The sequence below is a fragment of the Agrococcus sp. GCM10030265 genome, assembly GCF_042666675.1.
In the GTDB taxonomy this organism is placed as follows: domain Bacteria; phylum Actinomycetota; class Actinomycetes; order Actinomycetales; family Microbacteriaceae; genus Agrococcus.
In genome coordinates, this window is sequence record NZ_JBHTCZ010000002.1 from 1,233,506 (window position 1) to 1,249,766 (window position 16,261).

Annotated in this window: 12 protein-coding genes and 1 tRNA gene; 4 read left to right on the forward strand and 9 right to left on the reverse strand. The window is 73.2% G+C overall.

Translation table 11 applies throughout. From position 1 onward, the window contains the following. Positions 1–2: 2 nt before the first annotated feature. Positions 3–926, reverse strand: a complete 924-nt coding sequence (locus ACFQPP_RS10335) for an ABC transporter ATP-binding protein (RefSeq protein WP_376916508.1) — start codon at positions 924–926, stop codon at positions 3–5. 77 nt (positions 927–1,003) lie between these two features. Here ACFQPP_RS10335 and ACFQPP_RS10340 point away from each other — a divergent pair, with 77 nt between their 5' ends. Further along, entirely contained in the window at positions 1,004–2,839 is a 1,836-nt protein-coding gene (locus ACFQPP_RS10340; RefSeq protein WP_376916509.1) for an ABC transporter ATP-binding protein, read from the forward strand. A 57-nt stretch (positions 2,840–2,896) separates the two neighbouring features. Here ACFQPP_RS10340 and ACFQPP_RS10345 read toward each other — a convergent pair whose 3' ends face one another. Then, positions 2,897–4,366 carry an NAD-dependent succinate-semialdehyde dehydrogenase gene (locus tag ACFQPP_RS10345; protein ID WP_376916510.1) on the reverse strand — a complete coding sequence of 490 codons (1,470 nt, stop codon included), beginning with the start codon at positions 4,364–4,366 and terminating at the stop codon, positions 2,897–2,899. Positions 4,367–4,421: 55 nt separating this feature from the next. After that, positions 4,422–5,810: a 4-aminobutyrate--2-oxoglutarate transaminase gene (gene gabT, locus ACFQPP_RS10350; RefSeq protein ID WP_376916511.1), complete on the reverse strand. Its 1,389-nt coding sequence runs from the start codon at positions 5,808–5,810 to the stop codon at positions 4,422–4,424. A 92-nt stretch (positions 5,811–5,902) separates the two neighbouring features. On the opposite strand from gabT, the gene ACFQPP_RS10355 reads away from it, so the two are divergent. Further along, complete coding sequence (locus ACFQPP_RS10355; RefSeq protein ID WP_376916512.1) at positions 5,903–7,393, forward strand: PucR family transcriptional regulator ligand-binding domain-containing protein; 1,491 nt, start codon at positions 5,903–5,905, stop codon at positions 7,391–7,393. 93 nt (positions 7,394–7,486) lie between these two features. Then, on the forward strand, positions 7,487–8,779 hold the full coding sequence (locus ACFQPP_RS10360) for a cation:proton antiporter (RefSeq protein ID WP_376916513.1): 1,293 nt from the start codon (positions 7,487–7,489) through the stop codon (positions 8,777–8,779). Here the strand turns inward: ACFQPP_RS10360 and ACFQPP_RS10365 are convergent. The 4 genes from ACFQPP_RS10365 to ACFQPP_RS10380 all read right to left on the reverse strand — a co-directional run bounded on the left by ACFQPP_RS10365 (position 8,751) and on the right by ACFQPP_RS10380 (position 12,188). Next, a complete protein-coding gene (locus tag ACFQPP_RS10365) occupies positions 8,751–10,988 on the reverse strand; it encodes an MMPL family transporter (RefSeq protein WP_376916514.1) in 2,238 nt (745 codons plus the stop codon). The genes ACFQPP_RS10360 and ACFQPP_RS10365 overlap by 29 nt on opposite strands. Further along, the gene (locus tag ACFQPP_RS10370; RefSeq protein ID WP_376916515.1) at positions 10,985–11,548 is read right to left on the reverse strand and encodes an isochorismatase family protein; all 564 of its coding nucleotides are present in this window, start codon (positions 11,546–11,548) and stop codon (positions 10,985–10,987) included. Before ACFQPP_RS10370 ends, ACFQPP_RS10365 begins: the two co-directional genes overlap by 4 nt. Before the next feature lie 54 nt (positions 11,549–11,602). Continuing rightward, the gene (locus tag ACFQPP_RS10375) at positions 11,603–12,031 is read right to left on the reverse strand and encodes a MarR family winged helix-turn-helix transcriptional regulator (protein WP_376916516.1); all 429 of its coding nucleotides are present in this window, start codon (positions 12,029–12,031) and stop codon (positions 11,603–11,605) included. An 84-nt stretch (positions 12,032–12,115) separates the two neighbouring features. After that, positions 12,116–12,188 (reverse strand) — tRNA-Thr (locus ACFQPP_RS10380). A 218-nt stretch (positions 12,189–12,406) separates the two neighbouring features. On the opposite strand from ACFQPP_RS10380, the gene ACFQPP_RS10385 reads away from it, so the two are divergent. Further along, entirely contained in the window at positions 12,407–14,104 is a 1,698-nt protein-coding gene (locus tag ACFQPP_RS10385) for an ABC transporter ATP-binding protein (RefSeq protein ID WP_376916517.1), read from the forward strand. A 116-nt stretch (positions 14,105–14,220) separates the two neighbouring features. Here ACFQPP_RS10385 and ACFQPP_RS10390 read toward each other — a convergent pair whose 3' ends face one another. Both ACFQPP_RS10390 and ACFQPP_RS10395 read right to left on the reverse strand, forming a co-directional pair. After that, positions 14,221–15,147, reverse strand: coding sequence for an ABC transporter permease (locus ACFQPP_RS10390; RefSeq protein WP_376916785.1), 927 nt, complete (start codon positions 15,145–15,147; stop codon positions 14,221–14,223). Positions 15,148–15,179: 32 nt separating this feature from the next. Further along, positions 15,180–16,184 (reverse strand): ABC transporter permease, encoded by a 1,005-nt coding sequence (locus ACFQPP_RS10395; RefSeq protein WP_376916518.1) that lies wholly within the window; start codon positions 16,182–16,184, stop codon positions 15,180–15,182. Positions 16,185–16,261 lie beyond the last annotated feature (77 nt).

Here is a 16,261-nt window from a genome sequence, read left to right on the forward strand (position 1 = left end):
GCTCATTCGATGAGCGATCGGCCGGTGAGCCTGAGGAAGACGTCCTCGAGGCTCGAGCGGCGCACGAGGCTCGTGATGGGCCGCAGGTCTCGCGCGTGGATGGCCTGCAGCGCCGCGTCGCCGTCGTGCGCGTAGACGAGGATGCGGTCGGGCAGCACCTCGAGGCGGTCGCCGATGCCGGCGATGGTCGCCGCGGCCTGCTCGTTGCGGCTCGAGCCGAAGCGCACCTCGAGCACCTCGCGCGACGAGTGCTCGCGGATGAGCGTCGCCGGGCTGCCCTCTGCGACGATGCGGCCGTGGTCGACGACGACGAGGCGGTCGCACAGCTGCTCGGCCTCGTCCATGAAGTGCGTCGTGAGCACGAGCGTCGTGCCGCGCTCCTTCAGGCGGAAGAGCCGATCCCACAGGATGTGCCGCGCCTGCGGGTCGAGGCCCGTGGTGGGCTCGTCGAGCAGCAGGATGCGCGGCTCGTTCATGAGGCCGCGCGCGATCGTGAGGCGCCGCTTCATGCCGCCGGAGAGGTCGTCGACGCGGGCCTTCGCCTTCTCCTCGAGCTGGGCGAAGGCGAGCAGCTCGTCGGCGCGCTGCTGCACGACGGCGCGCGGCAGGCCGAAGTAGCGGCCGTAGACGACGAGGTTCTCGCGGGCGCGCAGCTCGGTGTCGAGGGTGTCGGCCTGCGGCACGACGCCCAGCTGCGCCCGGATCTCGGGGCCGTGGTCGTTCGTGTCGAGCCCGAGCACGTCGAGCGAGCCGCCCGTGCGCGTGGAGACGGCGGAGATCATGCGCATCGTCGTCGACTTGCCTGCGCCGTTCGGGCCGAGGAAGCCGAACGACTCGCCCTGCTCGATGTCGAAGTCGATGCCGTCGACGGCGGTGAAGTCGCCGTAGCGCTTGACGAGTCCTCTGGCGGAGATGACGGCGGGCACGAGCACTCACTGTAGCCGCGGCCACCGACACGGTCACCGGCGAGCGGTCGACGGGCGCGGTGGGAGGATGGTGGGCGATGAGCGAGCGACGAGGACCCCTGCGCCGAGCGAAGGACGACGGCGGCCCGAAGGCATCCGTGCGGGAGCTGCTGCCCTACCTGTTCCCCAAGAAGGGGCTGCTCGCCGGCGCGCTCGTGCTGTCGGTGCTCGGCGCGGTGACGAGCCTCGTGCAGCCGCTGCTCGTGCAGCAGATCATCACGGCGGTGCAGGCCTCCGAGCCGCTGCGCTGGCTGCCGTGGGTGCTCGTGATCCTCGTGCTCGTCGACGCCGCGCTCGGCGGCTTCCAGCACTTCCTGCTGCAGATCCTCGGCGAGCACGTCGTGCTGCGCACCCGCACGCAGCTCGTGGGGCGCCTGCTGCACCTGCCGATCGCCGAGTTCGACCAGCGCCGCACGGGCGACCTCGTCTCGCGCGTCGGCTCGGACACGACGCTGCTGCGCGCCGTGCTCACGCAGGGGCTCGTGGAGTCGGTGGGCGGCCTGCTGACGTTCGTCGGCGCCATCGTCGCGATGCTCGTCATCGACCCTGCGCTCTTCGGCCTCACGCTGCTCGTCGTCGTCGCGGCGTTCACCGCGGTCCTCGTCGTCATGCCGATGCTCACGCGCGCCACGCGTGCCGCGCAGGAGCAGGTCGGGCACCTCACGAGCGCGCTGGAGCGCGCGATCTCGGCGGTGCGCACCGTGCGCGCGTCGAACGCGACCGATCGCGAGATCGCGGTCGTCGGCGAGCGCAGCGAGGCCGCGTTCGGCGCGGGCGTGCGCGTCGCGCGCATCTCGGCGCTCGTCGTGCCGATCGCCGGAGTCGCCGTGCAGGTGGCCTTCCTCGTCGTCATCGGCGTCGGCGGCCTGCGCGTGGCGACGGGCGACCTGTCGATCGCGTCGCTCGTCGGCTTCCTGATGTTCCTGTCGTACATGATCTTCCCGCTCGGGCAGATGATCGGCGCCGTCACGGCGGTCTCGACCGCGCTCGGCGCGCTCGGCCGCATCCAGGAGATCGTGCGCCTCGCGCCGGAGGACGCAGGCGACCTCGTCGTCGACGCGGCCCCGACCGGCGACGCCGTGGCGTTCGAGGGCGTCTCGTTCCGGTATCCGGAGTCGGTGGTGCGCTCGCGCCGCGCTGCCGAGGACGGCGTCGAGGAGGACGCACCCGTCGAGTCGCCCACCGTGCTGCACGACGTGTCGTTCACGGTCGCGCCCGGCACGCGCACCGCGATCGTCGGCCCGTCGGGAGCAGGCAAGTCGACGCTCTTCGCGCTCGTCGAGCGCTTCTACGATCCCGTGGCGGGGCGCATCGTCGTCGCCGGCAGGGATGCACGCTCGGTCGAGCGCCGTGCGCTGCGCGCCGGCATCGGCTACGTCGAGCAGGATGCGCCCGTGCTCGCCGGCACCATCCGCGACAACCTGCTGCTCGCATCCCCCGACGCCACCGACGAGCGGCTGCTCGACGTGCTGGGCCGCGTCAACCTGCGCGAGGTCGTCGACCGCTCGCCGGAGGGGCTCGATGCCGTGGTCGGCGAGCGCGGCGTGCGCCTGTCGGGCGGCGAGCGCCAGCGGCTCGCCATCGCGCGCGCGCTGCTCTCGGCGCCTGCGCTGCTGCTGCTCGACGAGTCGACGTCGAGCCTCGACGGCCGCAACGAGGCGCAGCTGCAGGGCGCGATCGACGAGGTCGCCGAGGGGCGCACGCTGCTCGTCATCGCGCACCGGCTGTCGACCGTCGTCGGCGCCGACCAGATCGTCGTGCTCGATCAGGGCCGCGTCGTGGCGACGGGCACGCACGAGCAGCTGCTCGCGTCGAGCCCGCTCTACCGCGAGCTCGCGCAGCACCAGCTGCTCGTGGCGGCCGACCAGCCCTGACGACCGAGCGCAGGACGGCCCCCTCCGACGCGGAGGGGGCCGTCGTGCTCGCGGGGATCAGGCGTAGGGGTTCGGCATGAGCGTGTACTTCGTCTCGAGGTACTCGTAGATGCCCTCGGCGCCGCCCTCGCGCCCGAGGCCCGACTGCTTCACGCCGCCGAACGGGCCGGCCGCGTTCGACACGACGCCGACGTTGAGGCCCATCATGCCGGTGTCGATCAGGTCGATCATGCGCTGGCCGCGCGCGGCGTCCTGCGTGAACACGTAGCCGACGAGGCCGTACTCGGTGGCGTTCGCGAGCGACACCGCCTCCTCCTCGGTCGAGAATCGCTGGATGCCGACGACGGGCCCGAAGATCTCCTCGATCGAGACCGACATGTCGGCCGAGACGCGGTCGATCACCGTCGGCTCGAAGAACGAGCCGGGGCCGTCGATGGCCTTGCCGCCCGTCGTCACGACCGCGCCGGCAGCGACGGCCTCGTCGACGAGGCGCACGGCGTTCGCCACGGCCTTCGGCTCGACGAGCGGGCCGATCTGCACGCCGTCGTCCGTGCCGCGACCGACCTGCATGCCCTGCACCCTCGCGGTGATGCGGGCGGCGAAGTCGTCGGCGACCGACTCGTGCACGATGAAGCGGTTCGCCGCCGTGCACGCCTGGCCGATGTTGCGGAACTTCGCGAGCATCGCGCCCTCGACCGCCTTGTCGAGGTCGGCGTCCTCGAACACGACGAACGGGGCGTTGCCGCCGAGCTCCATGGATGCCTTCAGCACGTTGTCGGCGGCCTGCTTCAGCAGGCCGACGCCCACGGGCGTCGAGCCCGTGAACGACACCTTGCGCAGGCGCGGGTCGCTCATGATGCGATCGGTGAGCGCACCGGTGCTCTTCGTCGTGATGACGTTGATGACGCCCTTCGGCAGCCCGGCGTCCTCGAGCAGCTGCACGAACGCGAGCGTCGTCAGCGGCGTGAGCGTGGCGGGCTTCACGACGGCGGTGCAGCCGGCCGCGATCGCGGGCGCGATCTTGCGCGTCGCCATGGCGAGCGGGAAGTTCCACGGCGTGATGAGGTAGCACGGGCCCACGGGGCGGTGCGTCACGATCATCTGCCCCGTGCCCTCGGGGTTCTGCGCGTAGCGGCCTCCGATGCGCACCGCCTCCTCGGAGAACCACCGCAGGAACTCGCCGCCGTATGCGACCTCGCCGCGCGCCTCGGCGAGCGGCTTGCCCATCTCGAGCGTCATGAGCAGCGCGAAGTCCTCCGTGCGCTCCTGCAGCAGCTCCCACGCCTTCCGCAGGACCTCGCCGCGCACCCGGGCGGGCGTGCGCGCCCAGTCGTCCTGCGCGGCGACGGCCGCGTCGAGCGCGCGCACGCCGTCGGCGACGGATCCGTTCGCGATGGTCTTGATGACCTCGCCCGTCGACGGGTCGGTCACGTCGATCGTGCCGTCCTCGCCGGCCACCCACTCGCCGTCGATGTAGAGCGCGCCGTGCACGCCCTCCAGCAGCGCCGTCTCGTCGTGGTGCGTCATGGATGCTCCTTCGCAGTCTCGCTGGTCCCAGCCTAGGCCGGATGTGGGGTTCGTCTCAGGCTGCCGCGAGGGCGTCGCACAGCACGTCGAGGCCCTCGCGCAGCAGGTCGTCGCCGATCGCGAGCGGCGGCAGGAGGCGGATGACGTTGCCGTCGGTGCCGCACGTGAGCAGCACGACGCCCGCCGCGTGCACCGCGGCGGCGACGCGCGCCGTCAGCGCGGCGTCGGGCCGACCCGTCGCGGGGTCGACGAGCTCGATCGCCATCATCGCGCCGCGACCGCGGACGTCGCCGATGCGAGCGTCGAGGCGCTGCGCCGCGAGCAGCCGCTCCTCGACGATCGCCTGGATCCCGCGCGCCCGCTCGACGAGGCCGCCCTCGAAGGCGGCGATCGCGGCGAGCGCCGCCGCGCACGCGACGGGATTGCCGCCGTACGTGCCGCCGAGGCCGCCCGCGTGCGCGGCGTCCATGATCTCGGCGCGGCCCGTGACCGCCGAGAGGGGCAGCCCGCCCGCGAGGCCCTTCGCCGTCACGACGAGGTCGGGCTCGAGGCCGAGCAGCTCGGAGGCGAACATCGCGCCCGTCCGGGCGAAGCCCGTCTGCACCTCGTCGGCGATCACGACGATGCCGTGGCTGCGGGCCCACGCGGCCAGCGCGGGCAGGAACCCGTCGGCGGGCACGATGAAGCCGCCCTCGCCCTGGATGGGCTCGACGATGATGGCGGCGATCTCGTCCACCTCCACCTGTCGCGCGATGCGGTCGATCGCGATGCGCGCCGCCGTCTCGCCGTCGAGGCCGTCGCGGAACGGGTAGGACATGGGGGCGCGATGGATGTCGGGCGCGAAGGGACCGAAGCCGCGCTTGTACGGCATCGACTTGGCCGTGAGGCCCATCGTGAGGTTCGTGCGCCCGTGGTACGCGTGGTCGAAGGCGACGATCGTGCTGCGTCCGGTCGCGACGCGCGCGATCTTGACCGCGTTCTCGACGGCCTCCGCACCCGAGGTGAACAGCGCGCTGCGCTTGGCGAAGTCCCCCGGCGTCAGGCGGTTGAGCGCCTCCGCGACCGCGACGTAGCCCTCGTAGCCCGTGACGGTGAAGCACGTGTGGGTGAACTGCTCGAGCTGCCGCGACGCGGCCTCCACGATCGCGGGATCGGCGTTGCCCACCGAGGTCACGGCGATGCCGGAGCCCAGGTCGATGAGCGAGTTGCCGTCGGCGTCGACGACGACGCCGCCGCCGGCCGCGGTCACGAAGACGGGCAGCGCGATGCCGACGCCGCGCGCGACGGCGTCGGTCTTGCGTGCGAGGAGCGCCCGCGACGCGGGGCCGGGGACCGCGGTGCGCAGGCGGCGCACCTGCTCTAGCGTCGGGCCGCCGAGCGGTGCTGCGGCCGGGGATGCCGACGCATCGACGTGCGCCACGGTGGCGGTCTCCTGCAGGGTCATGTCGGCTCCTCGCTGCTCGTGCCCTCACGCTAGGGACGCCCGGCGTCGCCGGGGATGCCACGATGGCGCTCTTGCATGCGAGAATCGCCACCGTGGCACCCCACGCCGGCCAGCGCTCCCCCATCGTCCCCACGGTCGAGGCCATGGCGGCCGAGCCCGCCCTCGCGCTGCGCGAGCTCGTCGCAGGCGACGAGCGTCGATCGGCGCCCATCTCGTGGATCGCGAGCTCGGACCTCCTCGACCCCACGCCGTTCCTCGCCCGCGACCACGTGCTGCTCACGACGGGCAGGCAGCTCGTGGAGGACGAGGCGTCGACGCCGCGCTACGTGCGTGCGCTGCAGGACGCTGGCGTGCTCGCGGTCGGGTTCGGCACGGGCGTCCACGTCGATGCCGTGCCCGCGTCGCTCGTGGACGCGTGCCTCGCCGCCGACCTGCCGCTGCTCGAGGTGCCGTACGCGACGCCGTTCCTCGCCGTCATCCGGTGGAACGCCGAGCGGTCGACGGCCCGCGAGCGATGGGCGGCGGACGCGCAGCGGTCGATCGCCGCCGCGGCGAGCCGGTCCGACGGGTCGACCGCCGTCGTGCGGGCGCTCGCGCGCGAGCTCGGGGTCGACGCCGCCCTGCTCGACGAGCGCGCGCGCGTGCGCGTCGCATCCGCCCGCGGCATCGAGCCGGCGCTCGCCGAGGAGGCGCGTACGGCGCTGCGCTCCGGTCGACGTGCGGCGCGCATGACGGACGGCCCCGACGGTGCGTGGACGCTCGTGCACACGCTCGGCGGCGCCGGCAGGCTCCACGGCGCCCTCGCCATCGCGGGCTCCGCCGCCCTCGACGCGCCGGCGCGATCCGTCGCGACCACGGCCGCGGGCCTCCTCGACCTCGCGCTCGCGACCTCGCAGGTCGCGCGCGATCGCGTCGCGGCGCTCGAGGGCGCCATCCTCGAGCAGGCGCTCGCGGGCGAGGTGCGATCGGCGGCCGCGCTGCTCGCTCGCGTGGGCGAGGCGCTGCCCGCCGAGCCGATCGTCGTCGCGGTCGTCGGCGGTGCCGCGAGCCTCGACGCCGACCCGGCGGGCACGGCGATGGCGACGGTGCGGGGCGGCGAGACCCTCGTGGTCGCGAGCGCGAGCGACGTCGAGCGCATCGCGGCCGCGATCGACGGGGCCGAGGCGGCGGTGGGGTGGTCGACGCCCGCGTCGTGGGGCGCGGCGCGCACGGCCCTCGCCCAGGCGCGGACGGCCCTCGCGCGCGCACGCCGCACGCAGGCGGCGTCGGCGACGTTCGATGCGCGCGTCGACGGGCTGCTCGGCCTCCTCGACGACGCCGAGGTGCGCGCGGCCGCGACCGCCCACCTCGGCGCCGCGCTCGCGACGGAGTCCGGCATGCGCGACGTCGCCCTCGCCCGCACGTGGTTCGCGCACGACTGCGCGTGGGATGCCGCCGGACGCGCCACGGGCCTCCACCGCCACACCCTGCGCGATCGGGTCGTCGCGCTCGGCCGGTCGCTCGGGCTCGACGTGGGCGTCTTCGCCGATCGTGCGACGCTGTGGGCGTGGCTGCAGGCGACGGCCGAGCCCGAGGCCCGCTGATCCTCCGGCGCGGCGCCGAGCGCGGTCGCTAGCACGATCCACCCTTCCCCGGGACCTGCTTGTCCGGTGGATCCGGCACCGTGAGACTGCAGCGTGACCGCGGACCTGGCGTACCTCATCCTCGGCGTCGCGCTGCTGATCGCCGTGGTGCTGCCCGTGGCCCTGAGGCGCGTGGCGCTGTCGGCTCCCGTCGTGCTGCTCGCCGTCGGGTGCCTCGTCGGGCTCCTGCCCGTGTGGGAGGACGAGACGTTCTCCCCGATCGTGCACGGCGACGTCACCGAGCACCTGACCGAGGCCACGGTGCTCGTCTCGCTCATGGGGGTCGGGCTGGCGCTCGATCGCCCGCTGAGCCTGCGTCGCCTGGGCGACTGGCGTCGGTGGTCGGCGACCTGGCGCCTGCTCGCCATCACGATGCCGCTGTGCATCGGGGCCGTCGCGCTCCTCGGCTGGTGGTGGATGGGGCTCGCGCTGCCCGCCGCCCTCCTGCTGGGCGCGGCGCTCGCCCCCACCGACCCCGTGCTCGCGAGCGACGTCCAGGTCGAGGGCCCTGGGCAGCCGAGCGAGTCGACCGGCGAGATCGACGAGTCCGACGAGGTCCGGTTCGCGCTGACGTCCGAGGCCGGCCTCAACGACGCGCTCGCGTTCCCCTTCGTCTACGCCGCGATCCTCCTCGCCGGCCAGGCGGCGGTGTCGGAGTGGATCGGCGCGTGGGTCGGCTTCTACCTCGTGGCCAAGGTCCTCATCGGCGTCGCCATCGGCGTCGGCGTGGGCTGGCTGCTCGGGCGGATCGCGTTCCGCTCGTCGAGGGAGTCGATGCGCGTGGCGGATCGTGGCCAGCCGCTCATGGCCGTCGTCGCGCTGCTGCTGGCGTACGGGGTGGCCGAGGTGGCCCAGGGGTACGGCTTCGTCGCCGTGTTCGTCGCGGCCCTCACCCTGCGCTCGGTCGAGCGCGGGCACGACTACCACCGGCAGATGCATGCGACCATCGAGCGCCTGGAGCAGCTGCTGACCCTCGTCGTGCTGCTGCTGCTCGGCATCTCGCTCACGAACGGCCTCCTCGCCGACCTGACCCCCGGTGGCATCGCCGTGGGGATCGCGCTCGTGCTCGTCATCCGGCCGGTGACGGGATGGATCGCGCTCGCGGTCGGCAGGCGGCGCCCGACGAGCGGCGATCGCCCGCTGCGGGGCCGTGAGCGGCTCGCCGTGGGCTTCTTCGGCGTCCGCGGCATCGGGTCGATCTTCTACGTGGCGTACGCAGCCGGCGAGGCCGGCTTCGCCGAGCTCCCTGCGCTCTGGTCGACCGTCGGCTTCACCATCACGCTCTCGGTGATCGTGCACGGCATCTCCGCGACCCCGATCATGCGTCGGGTCGGCGCCGAGGCGTGATGCCGCCCTCGTCGCGCCGGCGCCACAGCGCCGACGGCCACCACGTCGCGGCACCGAGCTCGAGCGCGAGCGCGGGCACGAGCAGCGAGCGCACGAGCACGGTGTCGATGAGCACGCCGAGCGCGACGATGATCGCGATCTGCAGCAGGAACAGCACGGGGATGACCGCGAGCGCGGCGAACGTCGCGGCGAGCACGACGCCCGCCGACGTGATGACGCCGCCCGTGACCCGCAGGCCCGTGAGCACGCCCTCGCGGTGGCCGAGCCTGCCGACCTCCTCGCGCACGCGCGACATGAGGAAGATGTTGTAGTCCACGCCGAGCGCGACGAGGAAGACGAACGCGAACAGCGGCACCGACGGATCCATCGCCTCGCGCCCCATGGCGTGCAGGATGAGCGCGGCGACGCCGAGCGCCGTCGCGAACGACAGCACGGTCGTGAGCACGAGCAGGATCGGCGCGACGATCGCCCGCAGCAGCAGCGCGAGGATCACGAGGATGACGGCGAGCACGATCGGGATGATGAGCGCGCGGTCGTGGATGGCCGTGTCGTTCGTGTCGACGGCCGTCGCCGTGGTGCCGCCGACGAGCGCGTCGGCGAGGTCGGCGTCGGCGAGCGCGACGCGGAGGTCGCGCACCGTCTGCTGCGCCGCGTCGGAGTCGGGGGCCGCGGCGAGCGTGAGCTGCAGCAGCACCCGTCCGTCGACGACCTGCGGCTCCCCCGTCGGCGCGCCCGGCGGGCCGGACGGCGCCTGGGCGGCGTCGTCGCCGATCGGCACGGCGCCTCCCGGCGCGTCCTCGCTCGTGGCCGCCACGGCATCCACGCCGTCGACGCCGCCCGCGACCTCGGCGACCGCGTCGAGGTCGCCCTCGTCGGCGAGCACGTACGTCGGGGTGCCCGATCCACCCGGGAAGTGGTCGGAGAGCACGGCCTGGCCGTCGCGTGCCTGGGACTCGCCGACGACGAACTCGCTCGAGGGCACGCCGTTCGCCTGCAGCTGCGTCAGGCCGAGCGCGCCGGCGGCGAGGACGAGCGCCGTGACGATCCACACGGGGCGCGGGCGGGCGCCGACGAGCCGCGCCACACGGCCCCAGAGGCCGAGCCGCTGCGGCTTCGCATGGGTGGCAGCATGCTCGTGCGCGCCGGCGTGGCGGGGCGCGAGCGGCCAGAAGGCGACGCGACCGACGGCGTACAGCAGCGCGGGCAGCATCGTGAGGCCGGCGAGCAGCGCCATCGCGATGCCGATCGCGGCGACGGGGCCCAGCTGCCGGTTCGACTGCAGATCCGACAGCAGGAGGCACAGCAGGCCGGCGATGACGGTGCCGCCCGAGGCGAGGATGGGCTCGAACGAGCCCTTCCATGCCGCCAGCGTCGCATCCCACCTGCGCGCGTGCTGCCCGAGCGCCTCGCGGTAGCGCGCGGTGTAGAGCAGGGCGTAGTCGGTGGCGGCGCCGACGACGAGGATGAAGAGGATGCCCTGCGTCTGACCGCTGAGCTGCAGCACGCCCGCCTTCGCGAGCCCGAAGACGACGAGGATCGCGAGGCAGAGCGCCGCGACCGACGTGAGCAGCACGAGGATCGGCAGCAACGGCGAGCGGTAGACGATGACGAGGATCACGAGCACGGCCGCGAGGGCGACGAGCAGCAGGATGCCGTCGATGCCGCTGAATGCGGATGCGATGTCGGCGGCGAAGCCCGCCGGCCCCGTCACGGCGCCCGTGAGGCCTCCCGGCGCGTCGGCGACGAGCGACCGGATCTCCTCGACGGCGGCGTCGACCGCCTCCGACTCGCTCGCGTCGACCACGGCGACGATCTGCACGGCCTCGCCGTCGTCGCTCGGGATCGCAGGCGACGCCTCGGCGACGCCCTCGACGTCCGCGACGTCGGCTGCGAGCGTCTGCGCGTCCGCCAGCTGGTCGTCGGAGAGCGTGCCGTCGCCCTCGAGCACGATGATGGCGGGCACGCGATCGTCGCCCAGGAAGCCGCCGAGCGCCTCCTGCACGGCCGTGGCATCCGCCGACTGCGGCAGGAACGCGGCCTGGTCGTTCTCGACGACCTCCTCGAGCCTGCCGAACGTCGGGCCACCGACGCCGAGCGCCGCGAGCCACCCCACGATGAGCACGGCGGGGATGAGCGCGCGCAGCCAACGCGGCACGCGGGACGACGCCGGGCGGCTCGTGGGCGGCTCGACGGGGGCGGGCGAGCTCACCGGACCACGACCCCGGCGGCGGCGAGCTCGGTGAGCGCGGCGGCGCGCGTGCCGGGTGCGACGGCGGCGGTGAGGGCGTCGACGACGGTCACGGTGGGCACGACGGGCATGGCGTCGAGCGCGGAGGCCTTGACGCAGAAGTCGGTCGCGATGCCGACGACGACGAGCTCGTCGATGCTCGCCTCGTCGAGGATCTCGGCGAGCGTGCGGCCGTCGTCGGTCTCGCCCTCGAACGCCGAGTAGGCAGGCTCGCCCTGGCCCTTGAAGACGTGGACGTCGACGAGGGAGGCGTCGAGGGCCGGGTGGTAGTCGGCGCCTGCCGTGCCCGCGACGCAGTGCACGGGCCAGGTGTCGACGAAGTCCGGCTCGCCGGTGGCGAAGTGGCCGCCGTTGTCGTCGTCGCCGTGGTGCCAGTCGCGGCTCGCGACGACGAGGGCGTAGTCGCTCGCACGGACGTGCTGGGTGATCGCCGCGGCGACGGCCGCGCCGCCGTCGCAGCCGAGGGCGCCGCCCTCGGTGAAGTCGTTCTGGACGTCGACGATGAGGAGCGCTCTGGCCATGGCTCGAATACTACGCTGGCTGACCTTCAGTTGGCAAAGGGAGCCGCGGCCGGGTCACGCCCAGCGCTCGGCGCTCAGCGCCCGCACGATCTGCAGCAGCTGCGCACGCAGCGCATCCGGCGCCTCGACCTCGGGGATCGCCGTCGTCTCGAGCGTGCGCGCCTGCGTCCACGCGGCCTCGCCCGCGGTCGTGCGCGCCACGAGTCGCGAACGCCGATCGGTGGGATCCGGCGTGCGCTCGACGTGCCCCTCGCGCTCGAGGCGATCGACCGTGCGCGACATCGTCTGCACCTCGACGCGCGCCCGCCGCGCGATCTCGGCCTGCGAGAGCGGGCCGTCGGCGAGGAGGTCGAGCACGACGAGGCCCGCGTGCGTGATGCCGATGCCCTGCAACGTGTCGTGCCAGCCGTGCTCCACGAGCCGAGCCGCCATCGACAGCAGTCGACCGGTCGGCCAGTCCTGCATGTCTGGGGCGTCGGGCACCCACTCACCGTATCCCCGGATGCCGGGAGCGCCGCGCGGGCGCACGCAGAAGGCCCCCGCTGCTGCGGGGGCCTTCTCGTTCGGAGCCACCCGTGGGAATCGAACCCACGACCTATTCATTACGAGTGAATCGCTCTGCCAACTGAGCTAGGGCGGCATGTGACGCAGTGCGGCACGAGAGACGATGCTAGCGCATCCACGAGCGACGCGCGAACCGTGCACGCGGCGCCCACGGGGTGCGGATGCCGTCGGCCGCGACCCGCCCGCCGGCTCCGCCTGCGCGCGCCGCGGGGGATCTGCACCCGAAGGCTACGGTCGTGTGACGATCGGCCGGAACCGCGCATCCACGGTCCCGGCGTCCGGCAGGATGGCAGGATGAGCGAGCCCGCTGCCGCGCCCGTCGAGCCCACCCCCGCCGACGCATCCGCCGCATCCGCCACCACCGACGAGCACGTGCCCCTGCTGCGCGTGCGCGACCTGCAGGTGACGTTCCGCACCATGGCGGGCACGGTCGACGCCGTGCAGCACGTGTCGTTCGACGTCGAGCGCGGCGAGACCGTCGCGATCGTGGGCGAGTCGGGCTCGGGCAAGTCGACGACGGCGATGGCGATCATCCGCCTCCTCGCCGCGAACGCCACCATCGCGGGCGGCAGCATCCAGCTCGACGGCCGCGAGCTCGTCGGCCTCTCCGAGTCGAAGATGCGCGGCCTGCGCGGCAACGAGATCGGCATGGTGCCGCAGGATCCGATGTCGAACCTCAACCCGGTCTCGAAGATCGGCACGCAGGTGGCGGAGACGCTGCTCGCGCACCGGAAGGCGACGCGACGCGACGTCGGAGGCAAGGTCGTCGAGGCGCTGTCGGCCGCGGGCCTGCCGGATGGCGAGCGCCGCGCCGGCCAGTACCCGCACGAGTTCTCGGGCGGCATGCGCCAGCGCGCGCTCATCGCGATCGGTCTCGCATGCGCTCCGCGCCTGCTCATCGCCGACGAGCCCACGAGCGCGCTCGACGTCACGGTGCAGCGCACCATCCTCGACCAGATCGGCGCGCTCACGCAGGAGCTCGGCACGAGCGTGCTGCTCATCACCCACGACCTCGGCCTCGCCGCCGAGCGCGCGTCGAAGGTCGTCGTCATGCACCGCGGCCGCGTCGTCGAGGCGGGCCCGGCCGCGCAGATCCTGCAGGATCCGCAGCACGAGTACACGAAGGCGCTCGTCGCCGCCGCGCCCTCGGTCGCCGCGGCACGCGCCCAGGTCATCGAGCACGGCCAGGAGGCCGACGCGCCGCGCGCCGCCGACAACATCGTCGAGGTCGAGGGCCTCACGAAGGTCTACCCCGTGCGCGGCGGCGACGACTTCACCGCCGCGAAGGACGTCTCGTTCGTCATCCCCCGCGGCCAGACGGTCGCGATCGTCGGCGAGTCCGGCTCCGGCAAGACGACGACGGCGCGGATGCTGCTGAAGGCCGTCGAGCCGACGTCGGGCTCCATGCGCTTCGACGGCCAGGAGATCGCCGACCTGAAGGGCGACGAGCTGCGCTCCTTCCGCCAGCGCGTGCAGCCGGTCTTCCAGGATCCGTACTCGTCGCTCAACCCGTCGTTCACGATCGGACGCATCGTCGGCGAGCCCCTCGACGCCTACCGGCGCGGGTCCCGCGCCGAGCGCCGCGCGCGCGTCGCCGAGCTCATGGACCAGGTGGCGCTGCCGCAGTCGATGCTGCGTCGCTACCCCGGCGAGCTGTCCGGCGGCCAGCGCCAGCGCGTCGCGATCGCGCGTGCGCTCGCCCTCAAGCCCGACCTCGTCGTGTGCGACGAGCCCGTCTCGGCGCTCGACGTGCTCGTGCAGTCGCAGATCCTGCACCTGCTCGGCGAGCTGCAGCGCGAGCTGGGGCTCTCGTACCTTTTCATCTCCCATGACCTCGCCGTCGTGCGCCTCATCAGCGACCACGTCGCCGTGATGCAGCGCGGCGAGATCGTCGAGCAGGCGCCGAGCGAGGAGCTGTTCCAGAACCCGCGCCACCCGTACACGCGGCAGCTGCTCGCCTCGATCCCCGGCGCGGAGCTCGGCGCGGCCTGACGCCCTGCTCCCCTGCGTCCTGCCGACTGGGCACTCGATGCACGCGAATGGGCAGTAGATGTCGAGATTCGGGCCGAATCACGACATCTACTGCCCAGTCGAGGGATGCTGCGGCGCTAGGCCTTCCGCTGGCGCGGGTCGAGCGCCTCGCGCAGCGACTCGCCGAAGAGCGTGAAGCCGAGCGCCGTGATCGCGATGCAGATGCCGGGCAGGAACGCCAGGTGCGGCGCGATCGCGAGCTCGTTCTGCGCGTACGTGAGCATGCGCCCCCACTCGGCCGTCTCCGGGCGTCCACCGCCGAGGCCGAGGAACGACAGCGCGGCCGCGTCGATGACGGCGGTGGCGAGCGCCAGCGTCGCCTGCACGACCACGGGGCCGAGGGAGTTCGGCAGCACGTGGCTCATCGTGATCGTGCGACGCGAGAGGCCGAGCGTCTGCGCCGCGAGCACGTAGTCGGCCGAGCGCTGCTGCAGCATCGACGAGCGCAGGAGGCGCGCGAAGATCGGCACCTGGCTCGCGCCGATGGCGATCATCACGGCAGCGGGCGTCTGCCCCAGCACCGCCGCGATCGACACGGCGAGCAGCAGGTTCGGCACCGACAGCAGGATGTCGACGACGCGCATGACCACGTTGTCGACCCAGCCACCGAATCCGGCGGCCACGAGCCCGAGCAGCATGCCGCCCACGAGGCCGAGCGCCGTCGACACGAGCCCGATGAGCAGCGACGCCTGCGCGCCCCAGATCAGCTTCGACAGCACGTCGCCGCCGAAGCGGTCGAGCCCCAGCGGGTACTGCGCGAGGTCGCCCGGCACGGGGATGCTCGTCGGCGTGATCTCGGAGCGGCCGGGCAGGGCGGTGCCCGAGTACGGCGCCAGCACGGGCGCGAGGATCGCGACGAGCACGAAGAGCCCGACGATCGCGGCGCCGACGATCGCCTGCGGGTTGCGGCGCAGGCGCGAGAACGCGGCACCCCACACCGACTGGCCGGCCTCGCGTCGCGCGCCGGGCCCCTGCCCCTTCGGCTCCTGGGGGTCGGGGCCGATGCTGGCGTCGCTGGCGGGAGGGAGGACGGCGCTCACTGGACACGCACCCTGGGATCGATGAACGAGTAGCTGACGTCGACGATGAGGTTGATGAGCGCGTATCCGATCGCGATGAAGAGGATGAAGCCCTGCAGCACGGGGAAGTCGCGCGCGAAGATCGACGACGCGAGGAACTGGCCGACGCCCGAGAAGGCGAAGACGGTCTCCGTGAGCACGGCTCCGGAGATGAGCAGGCCCACCTGCAGACCGATCGTCGTGACGACGGGCAGCATGGCGTTGCGCAGCACGAAGCGGTCGCGGATCGTCGACTCGAGGATGCCCTTCGCCCGCGCCGTGCGCACGTAGTCGGCGCCGAGGACGTCGAGCACGCTCGCACGCGTGATGCGCACGATGATCGCCAGCGGGATCGTGCCGAGCGCGATGCCGGGCAGCACGAGGTGCAGGAACGCATCCCCTGCCGCGTCGAGCTCGCCGGTGAGCAAGCCGTCGAGCACCCAGAAGCCCGTGAAGTGCGTCGCGTCGATGCGCGGATCCTGCCTGCCGTCGGGCGGGAACCAGCCGAGCTGCACCGCGAAGAGGTACTTGAGGATGAAGGCGAGGAAGAAGACGGGGATGACGATGCCGATGAGGCTCAGCACCACCGAGCCGTGGTCGACGAGGCGGCCGTAGTGCTTGGCCGCGAAGTAGCCGAGCGGCACGCCGATCAGCACCGCGAAGAGGATCGCGAACGTCGCGAGCTCGAGCGTCGCCGGGAAGCGGCGCGCGAACTCCTCGAGCACGGGCCTGCCGGTCTCGATCGAGACGCCGAAGTCACCCGTGAGCAGTCGTCCCATGTAGGTGACGTACTGCTCCCACAGCGGGCGGTCGAAGCCGTAGAGCGCGTTGATGCGCTCGATGGCCTCGGGGGTCGCGCGCTCACCGAGCAGCGCGGTCGCGGGTCCGCCGGGGAGGGCGCGGACCCAGAGGAAGAGCAGCAGGCTCAGCCCGACGAGGGTCGGGACGAGGAGCGCCAGCCGCTTGCCGATGACTCGGAGCACGAAGGCCTTTCGTCGCAGAAGCGGTGGGAGGGGCCGGATCGCAGCCCCTCCCACCGATGGTCATGCCGAGGTCGAGG